At 68.8% G+C, this 14494-nt stretch carries 20 protein-coding genes and 4 tRNA genes; 21 read left to right on the top strand and 3 right to left on the bottom strand.

Going from position 1 to position 14494, the window contains the following annotated elements; genetic code table 11:
- Positions 1 to 106 precede the first annotated feature (106 nt).
- Both ABZX10_RS15930 and ABZX10_RS15925 read left to right on the top strand, forming a co-directional pair.
- Positions 107 to 1021: a hypothetical protein gene (locus ABZX10_RS15930; protein WP_355541621.1), complete on the top strand. Its 915-nt coding sequence runs from the start codon at positions 107 to 109 to the stop codon at positions 1019 to 1021.
- 462 nt (positions 1022 to 1483) lie between these two features.
- A complete protein-coding gene (locus tag ABZX10_RS15925) occupies positions 1484 to 1612 on the top strand; it encodes a hypothetical protein (RefSeq protein ID WP_355541618.1) in 129 nt (42 codons plus the stop codon).
- On the opposite strand, the gene ABZX10_RS15920 is transcribed toward ABZX10_RS15925, so the two are convergent.
- Positions 1609 to 2100, bottom strand: coding sequence for a YajQ family cyclic di-GMP-binding protein (locus ABZX10_RS15920; RefSeq protein WP_355541615.1), 492 nt, complete (start codon positions 2098 to 2100; stop codon positions 1609 to 1611). The two genes, ABZX10_RS15925 and ABZX10_RS15920, sit on opposite strands and share 4 nt — an antisense overlap.
- Before the next feature lie 96 nt (positions 2101 to 2196).
- Between ABZX10_RS15920 and ABZX10_RS15915 the strand changes: the two genes are divergently transcribed.
- The 11 genes from ABZX10_RS15915 (at position 2197) to rplA (ending at position 6834) form a co-directional block, all read left to right on the top strand.
- Positions 2197 to 2278, top strand: a tRNA-Tyr gene (locus ABZX10_RS15915).
- Between the two features lie 139 nt (positions 2279 to 2417).
- Positions 2418 to 2490, top strand: a tRNA-Thr gene (locus ABZX10_RS15910).
- A gap of 32 nt (positions 2491 to 2522) precedes the next feature.
- Positions 2523 to 2596: transfer RNA gene (locus ABZX10_RS15905), tRNA-Met, on the top strand.
- Between the two features lie 34 nt (positions 2597 to 2630).
- The gene (gene rpmG / locus ABZX10_RS15900) at positions 2631 to 2798 is read left to right on the top strand and encodes a 50S ribosomal protein L33 (protein ID WP_013125415.1); all 168 of its coding nucleotides are present in this window, start codon (positions 2631 to 2633) and stop codon (positions 2796 to 2798) included.
- 93 nt (positions 2799 to 2891) lie between these two features.
- Positions 2892 to 3458: a (3R)-hydroxyacyl-ACP dehydratase subunit HadA gene (gene hadA, locus ABZX10_RS15895; protein WP_355541611.1), complete on the top strand. Its 567-nt coding sequence runs from the start codon at positions 2892 to 2894 to the stop codon at positions 3456 to 3458.
- The gene (hadB, locus tag ABZX10_RS15890) at positions 3445 to 3870 is read left to right on the top strand and encodes a (3R)-hydroxyacyl-ACP dehydratase subunit HadB (protein ID WP_355541608.1); all 426 of its coding nucleotides are present in this window, start codon (positions 3445 to 3447) and stop codon (positions 3868 to 3870) included. Before hadA ends, hadB begins: the two co-directional genes overlap by 14 nt.
- 200 nt (positions 3871 to 4070) lie before the next feature.
- Positions 4071 to 4143: transfer RNA gene (locus ABZX10_RS15885), tRNA-Trp, on the top strand.
- 75 nt (positions 4144 to 4218) lie between these two features.
- Positions 4219 to 4611: a preprotein translocase subunit SecE gene (gene secE, locus ABZX10_RS15880; RefSeq protein ID WP_355541605.1), complete on the top strand. Its 393-nt coding sequence runs from the start codon at positions 4219 to 4221 to the stop codon at positions 4609 to 4611.
- Positions 4612 to 4653: 42 nt separating this feature from the next.
- Entirely contained in the window at positions 4654 to 5502 is an 849-nt protein-coding gene (gene nusG / locus ABZX10_RS15875) for a transcription termination/antitermination protein NusG (RefSeq protein ID WP_355541602.1), read from the top strand.
- A gap of 62 nt (positions 5503 to 5564) precedes the next feature.
- Positions 5565 to 5996: a 50S ribosomal protein L11 gene (rplK, locus tag ABZX10_RS15870; RefSeq protein ID WP_068523954.1), complete on the top strand. Its 432-nt coding sequence runs from the start codon at positions 5565 to 5567 to the stop codon at positions 5994 to 5996.
- 124 nt (positions 5997 to 6120) lie between these two features.
- Complete coding sequence (gene rplA / locus ABZX10_RS15865) at positions 6121 to 6834, top strand: 50S ribosomal protein L1 (RefSeq protein ID WP_355541598.1); 714 nt, start codon at positions 6121 to 6123, stop codon at positions 6832 to 6834.
- 87 nt (positions 6835 to 6921) lie between these two features.
- Here the strand turns inward: rplA and ABZX10_RS15860 are convergent, their stop codons facing one another.
- Together ABZX10_RS15860 and ABZX10_RS15855 are read right to left on the bottom strand one after the other, a co-directional pair.
- Positions 6922 to 7377 (bottom strand): DUF4190 domain-containing protein, encoded by a 456-nt coding sequence (locus ABZX10_RS15860; protein WP_355541595.1) that lies wholly within the window; start codon positions 7375 to 7377, stop codon positions 6922 to 6924.
- Between the two features lie 3 nt (positions 7378 to 7380).
- A complete protein-coding gene (locus ABZX10_RS15855) occupies positions 7381 to 7797 on the bottom strand; it encodes a hypothetical protein (RefSeq protein WP_355541592.1) in 417 nt (138 codons plus the stop codon).
- A 151-nt stretch (positions 7798 to 7948) separates the two neighbouring features.
- Here ABZX10_RS15855 and ABZX10_RS15850 point away from each other — a divergent pair, with 151 nt between their 5' ends.
- From ABZX10_RS15850 to ABZX10_RS15815, 8 genes are all read left to right on the top strand, one after another.
- On the top strand, positions 7949 to 8764 hold the full coding sequence (locus ABZX10_RS15850) for a DUF2786 domain-containing protein (RefSeq protein WP_355541589.1): 816 nt from the start codon (positions 7949 to 7951) through the stop codon (positions 8762 to 8764).
- Positions 8761 to 9486, top strand: a complete 726-nt coding sequence (locus tag ABZX10_RS15845; RefSeq protein ID WP_355541586.1) for a hypothetical protein — start codon at positions 8761 to 8763, stop codon at positions 9484 to 9486. Before ABZX10_RS15850 ends, ABZX10_RS15845 begins: the two co-directional genes overlap by 4 nt.
- Complete coding sequence (locus tag ABZX10_RS15840) at positions 9483 to 10214, top strand: hypothetical protein (protein WP_355541583.1); 732 nt, start codon at positions 9483 to 9485, stop codon at positions 10212 to 10214. The genes ABZX10_RS15845 and ABZX10_RS15840 overlap by 4 nt, the downstream gene beginning before the upstream one ends.
- On the top strand, positions 10211 to 11131 hold the full coding sequence (locus tag ABZX10_RS15835) for a hypothetical protein (RefSeq protein WP_355541580.1): 921 nt from the start codon (positions 10211 to 10213) through the stop codon (positions 11129 to 11131). The genes ABZX10_RS15840 and ABZX10_RS15835 overlap by 4 nt, the downstream gene beginning before the upstream one ends.
- A 4-nt stretch (positions 11132 to 11135) precedes the next feature.
- On the top strand, positions 11136 to 11615 hold the full coding sequence (locus tag ABZX10_RS15830; protein WP_355541916.1) for a TIGR04338 family metallohydrolase: 480 nt from the start codon (positions 11136 to 11138) through the stop codon (positions 11613 to 11615).
- A gap of 409 nt (positions 11616 to 12024) precedes the next feature.
- The gene (gene rplJ / locus ABZX10_RS15825; protein ID WP_355541577.1) at positions 12025 to 12555 is read left to right on the top strand and encodes a 50S ribosomal protein L10; all 531 of its coding nucleotides are present in this window, start codon (positions 12025 to 12027) and stop codon (positions 12553 to 12555) included.
- A 98-nt stretch (positions 12556 to 12653) separates the two neighbouring features.
- Positions 12654 to 13046, top strand: coding sequence for a 50S ribosomal protein L7/L12 (rplL, locus tag ABZX10_RS15820; RefSeq protein WP_355541574.1), 393 nt, complete (start codon positions 12654 to 12656; stop codon positions 13044 to 13046).
- 241 nt (positions 13047 to 13287) lie between these two features.
- Positions 13288 to 14439, top strand: a complete 1152-nt coding sequence (locus ABZX10_RS15815) for an ABC transporter ATP-binding protein (RefSeq protein ID WP_355541571.1) — start codon at positions 13288 to 13290, stop codon at positions 14437 to 14439.
- The last annotated feature ends 55 nt before the right edge of the window (positions 14440 to 14494 follow it).

Here is a 14494-nt window from a genome sequence, read left to right as displayed (position 1 = left end):
TCGGTGTCGCGCGGGGGACGAAAAGCTGTGAGTACTCGCCAGTAGCCTGTGGATGAACGGGTCTTCGGAGCGAACTCGAAGCTCGGGCACTGGTTGACTGCGGTGCATGGGGGAGCTGCTGACGAGGGAGTATCTCCTCGCTACGGGTCGGAGTAGCGCCGAGATCAGTCGCGCCGTGGACCGGGGCGAGCTGATCTGGCTGGCGAAGGGCGTGTACGCGCTCGGCGCGGACTACTCCGCGCCCGAGCTGTACCGGATGCGGGTGCTCGCGGCGGCGATGTCGTGCGGCGGGGTGCTCAGCCACGAGAGCGCGGCGGTCCTGCTCGACGTCCCGTACCTGCGGCCGGAGCGGAAGGATGTGCATTTCACGGTTGACCGAGTGCACGGCGGCGGCCGGCGGCCGGGGATCCACGTGCACCCGCGGCCGCTCGCCGCCGGGGAGGTCGTGCAGCTCGACGGGACGCGGGTTACCTCGCGGACGCGCACCCCGATCGATGTCGCCATGACCGGCGATCTGATCCGCGGCGTGGCCGCCATCGATGCGGTGCGGCACGCGCCGCGGTTCCCGAAGCCGACGGATCCGCCGCCGGTGTCGCTGGCCGCGCTGACGGATTGCCTCGATCGGTTGGGGCGTCGGCGGGGTTCCGCGGTCGCCCGTCGTGCGCTGGGGATGTCCGTGGACTGCTCCGGATCGCCGGGAGAATCGTGGTCGCGGGTGCTGATCCACTCGTGGGGGCTGCCGGCGCCGCGGCTGCAGACCCCGTTCGACTTCGGCGGCCGGCGGGTGTTCGCCGACTTCGAGTGGGGGTCGCTCATCGGCGAGTTCGACGGCAAGGGCAAGTACGGCACCACCGACGCCGAGCGCGCCGCGGCCCTCGAGGCGGAGAAGGACCGGCACGCATTGTTCGTGGGCGCCGGCTTCGAAGTCGTGCGGTGGGACTGGGACGACCTGCTCAACGATGCCCTCCTGCGCGCGAAGCTGACTCCGACCCTCGCGCGCCACGGCCTCCTCTCCGCGTAGTGCCGCCGGCGTCCAGTGGGGGGATTCGGCGTGCAGCGGGGGAGTCGGCGTCGGGCGGGGGAGTCGGCTTCTGGAAGGGGAGAACCGGTGTTTGGCGGGGGCGCGAACGTGGGGTGAGGGAGGAGTTGGCGTCCAGTGGGGGATTCGGCGCCGAACGGGGGACGACCGATCCCCCACCGGAGGAACGGCGTTTGGCGTGGGCTGGAACGCCAGGGTGGGGGTCGGCGTGTGGCCGGGGAGCGACCGCGGGGTGGGGGACGGCGACGCTGTGCCCGAGGCGTGACGAAATCCGCCGCTCCTCTCCTGACGTGAGGAAACCCACAGCCGAGATCACGGACCCCACGGCCGCTACCTCCAGCGGGGCGACCAGGAACCGAACGAGGGACGAAGGGCGGCGTCGCCGCCGAGCGATTCTGCAGTGGCCGAGCCGATAGGCGAGGGCGCGAAGCCCAGCGAGCGGCGATGCCGCCCTTTGGCCCGGCCGCGAGCGCACCGTCGAACTACGCGGCCGGCCGCGAGCGCGCCGTCGAACCGCGAGCACACCGTCGCACCACCCGGCGCGACGGTGCACCGTCGAACCAGGGGGCCTAGCGGTAGTTGACGAACTGCACCGCGATATCGAGGTCCGCGCCCTTGAGCAGCGCCTGGACCGACTGCAGGTCGTCGCGCGACTTGCTGGTCACGCGGAGCTCGTCGCCCTGGATCTGGGCCTTCACCGACTTGGGGCCCTCGTCGCGGATGAGCTTGCTGATCTTCTTGGCGTTCTCGCTGGTGATGCCCTCGACCAGGGTTCCCGTGATCTTGTAGGTCTTGCCGGAGGCGACCGGGTCACCGGCGTCGAAGGCCTTGAGCGACAGTCCACGCTTGATGAGCTTCTCCTGGAACACCTCGAGGCCGGCCTTGACGCGCTCCTCGGCGTCGGAGGTGAGGACCACCTTGTCCTCGCCGGAGAACTCGACCGTGGTGTTGGTGCCGCGGAAGTCGTACCGCTGGCTGAGCTCCTTCGCCGCCTGGTTGAGGGCGTTGGCGACCTCCTGGCGGTCGATCTTGCTCACGACATCGAACGACGAATCGGCCATCTTTGGCTGGACTCCTAATCTGTTTGACCTGCGGGTTTGCGCGGTCCCGGTGGGGGCGATGTAGTCTACTCTCCGCTGCCTTCACGGGCAGTGAACGGCACGTTGCCCGAGCGGCCAATGGGAGCGGACTGTAAATCCGTCGGCTTAGCCTACGTAGGTTCGAATCCTACACGTGCCACCCGCCTCGACCCCCGGCGATCTCGATCGCCGGGGGTCGCTGCGAAAACGGATTGACCTGCGGATTTGGTTCTTCTCGGTCGCGGTGTGTAATCTCGTTGAGGCTCTTGGAGCGCCGGAGACGGTGCCCCCGGGACCACGCCCCCTTAGCTCAGTCGGCAGAGCGTTTCCATGGTAAGGAAAAGGTCGACGGTTCGATTCCGTCAGGGGGCTCGCTAGACCAGTGCAATGTGCTGATAGCTCAGGGCGGTGTAGCTCAGCTGGTTAGAGCGCACGACTCATAATCGTGAGGTCGGGAGATCGAGCCTCCCCACCGCTACAACTGACAAGAGATTTGCGAAAGAGGGAACGTCGTGGCTTCATCGACAGATGTTCGCCCCAAGATCACCTTGGCGTGCGAGGTGTGCAAGCACCGCAACTACATCACCAAGAAGAACCGTCGCAACGACCCCGATCGCCTCGAGCTGAAGAAGTTCTGCCCGAACTGCGGCTCGCATCAGGCGCATCGCGAGTCGCGCTAAGCGAAACGTTGACGAAGGGGAGGGCATCCGCCAAGGATGCCCTCCCCTTTGGCATACTGCTTCCAGCCCATTCACGTTAGGTAGGTTCCCCACGTGAGCAATGACATCGATGTACCGGGTGGTCCGGTCACCGAGCAGCTCAGCCCGGAAGAGGTCGCGGAGCGCACACGCGCCGCCGTCGGCTACAACTACGAGTTCTCCGAGAAGTACTTCGTCAGCCGCGAGAAGGTCCGGGAGTTCGCCAATGCGAGCCAGCTGAGCGATCCCGTCCATCACGACGTGGAGGCGGCCCGGGCCGCCGGCTACGCCGACCTCGTCGCGCCGCCCATCATGTTCTCGCTGATCGGGATCATCGCGCATCGCCCGCTGTTCGAGAACGCGATCGTCGGCTATGGCCGCCGCCCCGTCGTGCAGTCGGAGCAGAAGGTGCAGTTCCACGCCCCGATCCTCGCGGGCATGACGCTGACCACGCACGTCCACTTCGACGCGTTCAAGCAGGTCGCGGGTGTGGATCTGATCGTGACGCGCAACGAGATCTCCGATCAGGACGGCAACCCGCTCGTCACGTCCTGGACCACGCTGGCCGGCCGGTCGGGTGAGGGTGAGGATGCGGGATTCGTCAGTGCAATGGAAAAGGTGATGATGTATGGCGCTTCGTAACTTCGCGGACGTGTCGGTGGGCGAGGAGCTCCCCGAGCGGGTCTTCGAGCTGACCCGCGGCGACCTCGTCAACTACGCCGGCGTCACCGGCGACCCGAACCCCATCCACTGGTCGGATCACATCGTGAAGCTGGCCGGCATGGAGGACGTCGTCGCGCAGGGCATGCTCACCATGAGCCTGGGCTCGAACTACATCACCGAGTGGCTGGGTGATCCGGGCGCGCTGAAGGAGTACAGCGTCCGCTTCACCGCGCCGGTGTTCGTTCCCGCCGACCAGAAGGCGGAGCTGCTGTACTCGGGCAAGATCAAGTCCCTCGACGAGGAGAGCAAGACGGGCGTCGTCTTCCTCACCGTCAAGCAGGGCGACCGCAAGATCTTCGGCAAGCCGGTCGCCACCGTCCAGTTCGGCTAGTACGACGGTGCGCGGTCCCGCCGGCCCGGACGACGGGTCACCGTCGGACCGGCCCGACCGGGATGGACTGCCGGGCCTCTGACGGGGCGTTTTGAGGTGCGGCACCGATGTGCCGTACACTGAACTGTCCGCACCACGCGGCGGGCGTGCGAAAGCGCGCCCATCGAACGGTGCGGGTGCGGGACCGCGAGGTCCCGCAAAGGGGTGTAGCTCAGTTGGTAGAGCAGCGGTCTCCAAAACCGCAGGTCGCAGGTTCGAGTCCTGTCGCCCCTGCACAGGCGGGCCCCGGCGCCCGGCTCTGACATCGGTCGGCCCACGGGTCGCCGGAGGAACAGCGGAGGGAAGTGCGTGAGCGACGAGAAGGACGACGCGACCACCGGCGAGACCGCCGGGGACAGCGCCGCCGAAGACGCCCAGCAGGCCCGCCCCTCCGGTAAGCGCTCCAGCGGCCGGCGTGGCCGCACGGCGCTGGCCGAGGCGCCCGAGCCCGGTGAGTCGACGACGGTGTCCGGTACTGCGAAGAAGTCCGCGGCCGCGAAGCCCTCGCGCAATCCGTTCGCCGCCATCTGGCTGTACATCCGCCAGGTCGTCGCCGAGCTGCGCAAGGTCATCTGGCCCACCCGCAGCCAGATGGTCAACTACACGATCATCGTGCTGCTCTTCGTGGTGATCCTCACCGCGATGATCAGCCTCCTCGACCTCGGCTTCGCGAAGCTGATGTTGTGGGCGTTCGGCAAGTAGCCGGACCGCCCGAGAAGACGAGACGGAAGGAACTTCGGCGCTGTGAGCACCCCGGAGCACAACGAGGCCGAGCAGGACTCCCCTGAGGGCGTGCTGGTCGATGGCGCCGAGGCGACCGAGGTCGAGTCGGCCGAGGACGAGGCCATGATCGAGGCCGAGGAGAGCGTGTTCGGCACCCCCGACGACGACGCGGCCGCCGGCGACGGCGCCGAGCTCGTCGAGGAGGAGGCCGAGGAAGAGGTCGAGATCGACCCCGTCGAGGAGCTGAAGGCGCAGCTGCGCACCGCCCCCGGCGACTGGTACGTGATCCACACCTACGCGGGCTACGAGAACAAGGTCAAGGCCAACCTCGAGACCCGTGTGCAGAACCTCGACGTCGGCGACTACATCTTCCAGGTGGAGGTCCCCACCGAGGAGGTCACCGAGATCAAGAACGGCCAGCAGAAGCGGGTCAACCGCAAGGTGCTGCCGGGCTACATCCTGGTGCGCATGGACCTCAACGACGAGTCCTGGGGCGCGGTGCGCAACACCCCCGGCGTCACCGGCTTCGTCGGCCTGACCAGCAAGCCCTCGCCGCTCACGATGAACGAGGTCGTGAAGTTCCTGCTCCCCGAGAGCGCCCGCACCAAGCCCGCCAAGGACAAGAGCGCAGTGGGTGCCGACGGGTCCGGCGCGGCCGCGTCCGGTGGCGCCGTGTCGCAGGGCCCCGCGGTCGAGGTGGACTTCGAGGTCGGCGAGTCGGTCACCGTCATGGACGGCCCGTTCGCCACCCTGCCCGCGTCGATCAGCGAGATCAACGCCGAGCAGCGCAAGGTCAAGGTGCTCGTCTCGATCTTCGGCCGTGAGACGCCCGTCGAGCTCGCGTTCAACCAGGTCGAGAAGATCTCCTAGCGCGACACCAATGCTTCCCGCGCCGGTACACGGGCGCGGGGTGATGAAAAAGGATACTGAGGATGCCCCCGAAGAAGAAGAAGGTCGCCGGGCTCATCAAGTTGCAGATCCAGGCCGGGCAGGCCAACCCTGCTCCGCCCGTGGGTCCCGCGCTTGGTCAGCACGGCGTCAACATCATGGAGTTCTGCAAGGCGTACAACGCCGCGACCGAGTCGCAGCGTGGCAACGTCATCCCGGTCGAGATCACGGTCTACGAGGACCGTTCGTTCGACTTCAAGCTGAAGACTCCTCCTGCTGCGAAGCTGCTGCTCAAGGCCGCAGGCGTGCAGAAGGGCTCGGGCGAGCCGCACAAGACCAAGGTCGCCAAGGTGACCTGGGATCAGGTGCGCGAGATCGCCGAGACCAAGAAGGAAGACCTGAACGCGAACGACATCGATCAGGCCGCGAAGATCATCGCCGGTACTGCTCGCTCGATGGGCATCACCGTCGAGTAAGTCGCCAGGGCGCGCTCGCGCGCCCGAGTGTTATCGGGACGTCTCGTGCGTCCCGTGGGAGGGCCCGCTCGGCCCGCAGAACCACTCACTGCCCACTAGCCGGGCAAGAAACGAAAGAGTTTTCATGAGCAAGAACAGCAAGGCCTACAAGGCCGCTGCCGAGAAGGTCGACAAGGACAAGCTGTACAGCCCGCTCGAGGCCGTCACGCTCGCCAAGGAGACCTCCTCCACCAAGCAGGACGCCACCGTCGAGGTCGCGATGCGCCTCGGTGTCGACCCCCGCAAGGCCGATCAGATGGTGCGCGGCACCGTCAACCTGCCGAACGGCACGGGTAAGACGGCGCGCGTGATCGTGTTCGCCGTCGGCGACAAGGCCGAGGAGGCCAAGGCCGCCGGTGCCGACGAGGTGGGCGCCGAGGACCTGATCGAGAAGATCCAGGGCGGCTGGCTCGAGTTCGACGCCGCGATCGCCACCCCGGACCAGATGGCCAAGGTCGGTCGCATCGCTCGCGTGCTCGGCCCCCGTGGCCTCATGCCGAACCCGAAGACCGGCACCGTCACCCCCGACGTGACCAAGGCCGTGGGCGACATCAAGGGCGGCAAGATCACGTTCCGCGTCGACAAGGCGTCGAACCTGCACTTCGTGATCGGCAAGGCGTCCTTCGACGCCAAGCAGCTGGTGGAGAACTACGGCGCCGCGCTGGACGAGGTCCTGCGCGCGAAGCCGTCGGCGGCCAAGGGCCGGTACCTGAAGAAGGTCACCGTCTCGACGACCACCGGACCGGGCATCCCGGTGGACCCGTCGCGAGTGAGCAACCTCGCGGAGGAGGAGGCGTAGGCCTTCCCCGCATCAGGGCCCTGATCCACGAAGCCCCCGATCTCCGCGAGGAGGTCGGGGGCTTCGTCGTGTCCGGGGACGCCGCGCTCAGAGCAGGGACAGCACGTACGAGCTGGAGCTCGAGCTGATGGCCGCGATGAAGATGATCGCGTAGATCACGACCACGACCAGCAGCATCGCGCTGCTGATGCCGCCGAGGATGGCACCGACCAGCGCGACGGTGTTCTTGTAGCCGCGCTCCTTCGACTTGTTCAGCGCGATCCAGCTGACGATCAGGCCGATCGGGCCGCAGCAGACGAAGTTGAGGACCAGTCCGACGATGCCCATGGCGTTGTCGGGGTCCTGCATCTCCCCGTTCGGCACGGGGTAGCCGCCCGGGTACGGCTGGGCCGCCGGGTAGCCCTGGCCGGGGTACGACGGTGCCTGACCGTACGGGTCGTACTGCCCGGCGCCGTACTGGCCCGCGCCGTACTGCGCGTTCGGGTCGTTCGTGGCGTACGGATCCTTGTTGAACGGGTCCTGCGGGTTCTCGGGGTAGCCCATGCGTCAGACGAGGAAGTAGGAGGTCGACGAGCCGCTGGCGGCCAGTGCCACGCCGAGGATCAGCCACAGCACGAGGAGAACGGTGCCGATGGCGCCGAGGATCACGCCGATGAGGGCCGGCGTGTTCTTGTAGCCCCGCTGCTTGGACTTGTTCAGCGCGATCCAGCTGACGATGAGGCCGACGATGCCGCCGCAGACGAACACCAGCACGAGGCCGACGATGCCGAGCGTGTTGTCGGGGTCGTTGAGCTGCTCGCCGTTCGGGCCGACGGGGGCCGGCTGGCCCGGGTACGGCTGCCCGGCGAAGGGCTGCTGCTGGCCGGGGTACTGGTTCGGGTCGGGCTGCTGGCCGTACGGCTGCTGGCCGGGGTACTGGTTCGGATCCGGCTGCTGGCCGTACGGATCATTGGGCGTCGACATAGTGAATTCTCCCCTTGGTAATGCGAAGCTTAGGTCCGGATAAGCGTAACCGAAAGCCGCTGGCGGATCACTTGGAGGCGCCTTGGAACATCGAGACCCGGTCGATGTGCGACCTCGAAAACCTGTCACCCGACGTCGGTATCCTCGCGCCATGGACGACGACAGGCTGTTGACGCGGATCGGCGCGCTGCTGCGGCAGGCCGAGGGGACCGACAACGAGCACGAGGCGGCCACGTTCACCGAGGCGGCACAGCGGCTCGCCACCGCCGCGTCGATCGACCTGGCTGTGGCCCGCGCCCACCAGCGCGGTACCGAGCGGGCGCGGGCGGCGCCGGAGCAGCGCACCGTCCGGATCGGGGAGGCGGGCCGGCGGGGCCTGCGCACCTTCGTCGAGCTGTTCGTGGCGATCGCCCAGTCCAACGACGTGCGGTGCGATGTCGCGTCCAACTCCACCTTCGTCTTCGCCTACGGCTTCGCGGAGGATGTCGACGCGTGTGAGGCGCTGTACGCGTCGCTGGTCATCCAGATGGTCCGCGCGTCGGACGCCTACCTGCGCTCGGGCGCCCACAAGTCCGAGACGGTGCAGCAGCTCTACGAGGACCGGCGCACGCGCCGGCGGTGGGTCGAGACCAAGCCGGTCTCGGGGGTCACGGCGCGGATCAACTTCCAGTCCGCGTTCGCGGCGCGGATCGGCGCGCGGCTCGCCGAGGCGCGCGCGGCGGAGACGGCGCAGGTCGTGGAGCGGGGCGAGCCCGGCACCGCCATCGCGCTGCGCGACAAGGAGGTCGAGCTCGCGTCGTTCTACCGCGGTGAGTCCACGGCCCGCGGGCAATGGCGTGGCTCCAGGGCGTCGGCCGGCTACTCCGACGGTGCGCGCCGCGCGGGCGACAAGGCCGGCCGGTCGGCCCGGCTCGGCGACCACGCCGAGCTGGGCGGTGGGCGCGCCCTGGAACGCGGTGCGCCGTGAGCCCGCCCTCTTCGCCGTTCCCGCCGCCCCCGCGGCGCGGGCCGGCGTTGTGGTGGGCGCTCGGGGGCGCGGTCGCGCTCGTCCTGGTGGTCGTCGCGGTCGCCGCGGTGCTCCTGGTCCGGTCCTCGGGCCGCGGCCCGTCCCCGTCGACGGTGGCGGCACCGTCGACCTCGGTGGCGGGGACGGGCGGATGCGGCATGCCCGGGCCGGGCTCGACGGTGCCGATCACGGACCGGGTGGTCTCCGGGCCGCTGTCCTTCCCCGTCTCGGCGGCGCCGGGGTGGACGGCGCAGCGGTACCAGCTGTTCGCGCCCGGAGCGCAGACCGCGGGCCTGCGGCAGAAGGTGCCCGGCCACCAATGGGACGCGCACGCCGAGATCGGGCAGACCACCTTCGCCCCCAAGGCGTCGGCCGAGGACGCGGCGCGCCGGATCATCCCGTGCATCGTCGCGAGCAGCCGGTACGACTCGTACCGTCCGCGGCTCGAGGGTCTCACGGAGCCGGAGGCGATCACGGTCGACGGGGTGCCCGCGGCCCGCGTCACCGGCCGGATCCTGGTCAGCCGCGCGGGGCTGGACATCACCGGTGACGTGCTGACGGTCGTGGTGATCGCGTCCGCCCCGCAGACCTACTTCCAGTCGGACAGTCCGATCGGCGACGCGGCGCTCGCCGCCGTGGCGCAGGACATCTTCGACCATCTCAAGGTTGCGAGGGACGTATGAATCAGCCGTTCGGCTCCGGTGCGCCTGCGCCGAAGCGGCCGAACCGCGCCCTGTGGTGGGCCGTGGGCGTCGCGGTGGTCCTGGTCCTTGCTGTGGCGGTCGCCGCGGGCGTCGTCGTGGTGCGCAGCCAGGCGGCGGACGGTGCGCGTGAGGCACCGTCGTCGATCGCGGGCCGGTCGACGACCGCTGCCGCGGGCTGCGGGACGCCGGGGCGTTCGTCGACCACCCCGGTCGCGGAGCGCGTGGTGTCCGGGCCGCTGTCCTTCCCCGCATCAGCGGCACCCGGATGGAAGCAGATGGGCTACACGACCGTCGCGGAGAGCGTGGAGGCGCAGGGGCTGTACCTGATGGTGCCGGGCGAGCCGTGGCAGGCGCACGTCGAGATCGGGATGACGAACTTCGACGCCAAGGTCCCGTCCGACGAGGCCGCGCGCCGCCTGATCCCGTGCATCGCCGCCGGGGCCGCGTACAACCACGGCGCAGCGCGGGTCGAGGCGGTGACTGCACCGGAGGCGGTCGTGGTCGACGGCGTGCGGGCGCATCGCGTGACGGCCCGATTCCTCGTCGATCGTTCCGGACTGAGTCTGGCGGGCGACGTGGTTACTGTTGTGGTGATCGACTCGGCGCCCCAGGCATACTTCGAGTCGGACACCCCGATCGGGGATACCGCCCTCGCGGCGGTGGCCCAGCAGGTCTTCGAGCAGCTCAAGGTGGCGAGGGACGTATGAGCAACCCGCAGGATCCGTACGGGCAGCAGCCCAACCCTTACGGGCAGCAGCCCGACCCGTACGCACAGCCCGACCCGTACGCGCAGGGCGGCTACCAGTACGGCTACGGCCAGCAGCAGAACCCGTACGCGCAGCAGCCCTACCAGCAGGGTTATCAGCAGCCGGGGTATCAGTATCCGGGCCAGACGCCGCAGGGGCAGCCACCGCAGAAGCCGAAGCGCACCGGCCTGTTCGTCGCGATCGGCGTGGCCGTCGTCCTGGTCATCGCAGTCGCGATCGCCGCGGTCGTCATGGTGATGAACTCCGGCTCGGAGGGCAGCGGCACCGCCGCGGCCACCACGAGCGCGGCAGCCACCACCAGCGGCGGCGCCACAGGGGCGAGCTGCGGCATGCCCGGCACGGGGCTGGCGTCCGACATCACCGACCGCGTCGCCTCCGGCCCGCTGTCCTTCCCCGTCTCGGCCGCCCCGGGCTGGGAGAAGGAGAGCTACACCGTGTACGCGCAGAGCATCGCCGCGGCGGGCCTGCAGAAGTCCACGGGTGACGGCCAATCATGGCAGGCCGGCGCAGAGGTCGGGCAGACCAACTTCGGATCCAAGCTGGACCCGAAGGACGCCGCGGCGCGGATGATCCAGTGCATCGCCGACGGCGCCGGATACAACAGCGCCACGTCCCGTCGGGTCGAACAGAGCGCGCCCGAGACGATCACGGTCGACGGGGTGTCCGCGGCCAAGGTCACTGGCAAGATCCTGGTCACGGCGCCCAATGTCACCGTCCCGGGTGACGACGTCACCGTCGTCGTGATCGCCTCCGCGCCGCAGACCTACGCGATGATCGTCATCCCGATCGGGCGGGCCGACATGGCCGCCACGGGCAAGGCGATCCTCGATTCGCTGAAGGTGGCGAAGGACGTCTAGGGACATCCAGCGCGCCGCGGTCTACCGGGCGGAGGAGATGGTCCGCGGCCTGTTCGACCACGGCGGCGTGGGGCGGAGCGTCGACGTCCTCGGCGTGCCGCTGACGCTGCCACCCGAGGCCCGGTTCGCGTCCGTGGAGTCGGTCCAGAGGTACGCCGACCGGGTTCTCGGGCCCGGCGAGGTGCGCGTGCGCGCCCGCCGCGGCGCGTCCGGCGCCCACTACGAGAGCGGGACCGGCCGGACGCCGGTCGTCGCCGTCCCGGCCGGGCGCGACGGTGCCTGGGCCCTGCGGGAGCTGGTGGTCCTGCACGAGCTCGCGCACCACGTCGCGCTCTCGGCCGCCGGGCCCGGCAGCGCCGACGATGCCGCCCACGGCCCGTCGTTCACCGCGGCGTTCGTCGAGCTCGCGACTCGGGTGATGGGCCCGGAGGCGGGCCTGGCACTGCGCATCGTCTACACCGAGTCCGGCGTCGCGGTCGGCTGAGTCGGCGGGCGAACCGGTGCGGATGCCCTCCCGCACCCGGAACGCGCGAGCGCACCCGGAACGCGCGAGCGCACCCGTCATGCCGGGTGCGGCTGGGCGAATCAGGTGCGGATGCGTTCCCGCACCCGTTCCGCCCATCGGCGCAGCGCGCACCGTCGAACTACGATTTGGTGACGGACCAAGCGCTCGCGTACGATGGTCCCTTGGAATCCGGTGTTCCACCGGATCGTTCCACCGAAGACCGTCGGTCGTCGGGCGTCAGCCCGATCGAAGGTCCGGCCCCGAGCCGGCGACCCACGCAGGAGGACGAGGCTTCTTCTACGAACCCCGTGCGCCCTGCGCCGGGGTTCTCGTCGTTTCTGGCCCGAACCTTCGGCCGTCGGTACGACACGTAGAGAGGAGGCGAAGTATGGCAAACGCCGAGAAGGTCACAGCAGTCGCTGAGATCGCCGAGAAGTTCTCGAAGTCCACGGCCACCGTGGTCACCGAGTACCGCGGGCTGTCGGTCGGTTCCATCACCGAGCTGCGTCGTTCGCTCGGGGCTGGTGCCACCTACTCCGTCGCCAAGAACACCCTGGTCAAGATCGCCGCGAAGGATGCCGGCGTCGAGGGCCTGGACGAGCTGTTCGAGGGTCCGACCGCGATCGCCTTCATCGAGGGTGAGCCGGTCGAGGCCGCCAAGGCGATCAAGAAGTTCGCCAAGGACAACAAGGCCCTGGTCATCAAGGGCGGCTACATGGACGGCAAGGCGCTGTCCGTGGCCGAGGTCGAGGCTATCGCCGATCTCGAGTCGCGCGAGGTGCTCCTGGCCAAGCTCGCCGGTGCCATGAAGGGCAACTTGGCGAAGGCCGCTGGCCTGTTCAATGCTCCCGCTTCGCAGGTGGCCCGCCTGGCCGCCGCGTTGCAGGAGAAGAAGGCAGCCGACGAGGCCGCCGCGTAAGACCGCTGATCCAGCGAACCCCCGCGCGCTCCGCACGCGGGACCATCATCACCTTGCCTCGCGGATCAGCGAGCAAGATCTAACGGAAGGACGCCACCATGGCGAAGCTCACCACCGAAGAGCTGCTCGACCAGTTCAAGGAGCTCACCCTGCTCGAGCTCTCCGAGTTCGTGAAGGCTTTCGAGGAGACCTTCGAGGTCACCGCTGCTGCTCCGGTCGCTGTCGCGGCTGCCGGTGCCGCCCCCGCGGCCGGCGGCGCTGACGCCGCCGCCGAGCAGGACGAGTTCGATGTCGTCATCGAGGCCGCCGGCGACAAGAAGATCCAGGTCATCAAGGTCGTCCGCGAGCTGGTTTCGGGCCTCGGCCTGAAGGAGGCCAAGGACCTCGTCGAGAGCGCCCCCAAGGCGATCCTGGAGAAGGTCGACAAGGAGGCCGCCGAGGCCGCCAAGGCCAAGCTCGAGGAGGCCGGCGCCTCGGTTTCGGTCAAGTAGGACCGTTCCACAACGCCTCGAACGGCCCCGTCGCCCTGTGCGACGGGGCCGTTCGTCGTCTCCGGAGCGGACCCGCAGGTCACCCCGCCCGACGGTGCCGCGGCGCACCGTCGATGGTGCGCGGAGTGACCCGTCAGTAGCGGCTACCGGGTCCGGTACCGCGACCAGCGGGTACTGAGGTACTGTCCATGCAGCGGTCTGTGGCGCGAGCCACATCTCGATGCGACGAAAGGTCCCGACAGTGGGTGTCGAAGTAACTACCAAGAACCTGACGAAGTCGTTCGGGTCCCAGAACATCTGGTCCGACGTTTCGTTGACCCTGCCCGCGGGTGAGGTGTCGGTTCTGCTCGGCCCGTCGGGTACCGGTAAGTCGGTGTTCCTGAAGTCGCTGATCGGTCTGCTGCGCCCGGAGGAGGGTGAGATCATCATCGACGGTACGGACATCCTCACGTGTACGTCGTCGGAACTGTACGAGATCCGGAAGATGTTCGGCGTGCTGTTCCAGGACGGTGCCCTCTTCGGCTCGATGAACCTGTACGACAACACGGCGTTCCCGCTTCGTGAGCACACGAAGAAGAAGGAGAGCGAGATCCGTCAGATCACGATGGAGAAGCTCGAGATGGTCGGTCTGATCGGCGCGGAGGACAAGCTGCCGGGCGAGATCTCGGGTGGTATGCGCAAGCGCGCCGGCCTGGCCCGCGCCCTGGTGATGGACCCGCAGATCATGCTCGTCGACGAGCCGGACTCGGGCCTCGACCCGGTGCGTACCACGTACACCAGCCAGCTGCTGATGGACATCAACGCGCAGATCGACTGCACGACGCTGATCGTCTCGCACAACATCAACATCGCCCGCACGGTGCCGGACAACATGGGCATGCTGTTCCTCAAGCATCTGGTGATGTTCGGCCCCCGCGAGGTGCTGCTCACCTCCGAGGAGCCGGTGGTCAAGCAGTTCCTCTCCGGTTCGATGATCGGCCCGATCGGTATGTCGGAGGAGAAGGACTCGGCGCAGATGGAGGCGGAGGCCGCCCGCGTCGCTGCCGGCCACTCCGACGGTGGCGTCGACGTTCCGGACGAGATCGCCCCGCAGATGCAGCCCACCCCGGGCATGCCGCCCCGTAAGGGCGAGCAGCGGCGCAAGGCTCGCGTCCGGCAGATCCTGCCCACCCTGCCGCACAAGGCGCAGATCGCCATCGCGCGTGACCTGGGTGACGATCCCGCCGAGTTCGCGACCACGGCGCCGGCGCAGGTCGCCGCGCAGGCCCCGGCGACGGCTCCCGTGTCCATCCAGAAGGACTACTCGGGCGACGACTCGCCCACGGGTGCGTACCCGACCACCCAGATCGACGAGAACCCGACCGACCACCTGCCCAAGGTCGACGGCCGCTAGGTCGACCACGGCGCACCGTCGAACACGGACATCGGACCGGCCCGGGGAATCTCCC

It is taken from the genome of Tsukamurella sp. NPDC003166 (assembly GCF_040611135.1).
Classification (GTDB): Bacteria; Actinomycetota; Actinomycetes; order Mycobacteriales; family Mycobacteriaceae; genus Tsukamurella.
Note: the sequence above shows the minus strand (reverse complement) of the source record. Positions and strands in the feature narration are given on the sequence as shown.

Coding starts and splice junctions, on each gene's coding strand:
- ABZX10_RS15930 (WP_355541621.1), top strand. CDS start 107: ATGGGGGAGCTGCTGACGAGGGAGTATCTCCTCGCTACGGGTCGGAGT.
- ABZX10_RS15925 (WP_355541618.1), top strand. CDS start 1,484: ATGCCGCCCTTTGGCCCGGCCGCGAGCGCACCGTCGAACTACGCGGCC.
- ABZX10_RS15920 (WP_355541615.1), bottom strand. CDS start 2,100: ATGGCCGATTCGTCGTTCGATGTCGTGAGCAAGATCGACCGCCAGGAG.
- hadB (WP_355541608.1), top strand. CDS start 3,445: ATGGCGCTTCGTAACTTCGCGGACGTGTCGGTGGGCGAGGAGCTCCCC.
- rplK (WP_068523954.1), top strand. CDS start 5,565: ATGCCCCCGAAGAAGAAGAAGGTCGCCGGGCTCATCAAGTTGCAGATC.
- rplA (WP_355541598.1), top strand. CDS start 6,121: ATGAGCAAGAACAGCAAGGCCTACAAGGCCGCTGCCGAGAAGGTCGAC.
- ABZX10_RS15860 (WP_355541595.1), bottom strand. CDS start 7,377: ATGGGCTACCCCGAGAACCCGCAGGACCCGTTCAACAAGGATCCGTAC.
- ABZX10_RS15855 (WP_355541592.1), bottom strand. CDS start 7,797: ATGTCGACGCCCAATGATCCGTACGGCCAGCAGCCGGATCCGAACCAG.
- ABZX10_RS15850 (WP_355541589.1), top strand. CDS start 7,949: ATGGACGACGACAGGCTGTTGACGCGGATCGGCGCGCTGCTGCGGCAG.
- ABZX10_RS15840 (WP_355541583.1), top strand. CDS start 9,483: ATGAATCAGCCGTTCGGCTCCGGTGCGCCTGCGCCGAAGCGGCCGAAC.
- ABZX10_RS15835 (WP_355541580.1), top strand. CDS start 10,211: ATGAGCAACCCGCAGGATCCGTACGGGCAGCAGCCCAACCCTTACGGG.
- rplJ (WP_355541577.1), top strand. CDS start 12,025: ATGGCAAACGCCGAGAAGGTCACAGCAGTCGCTGAGATCGCCGAGAAG.
- rplL (WP_355541574.1), top strand. CDS start 12,654: ATGGCGAAGCTCACCACCGAAGAGCTGCTCGACCAGTTCAAGGAGCTC.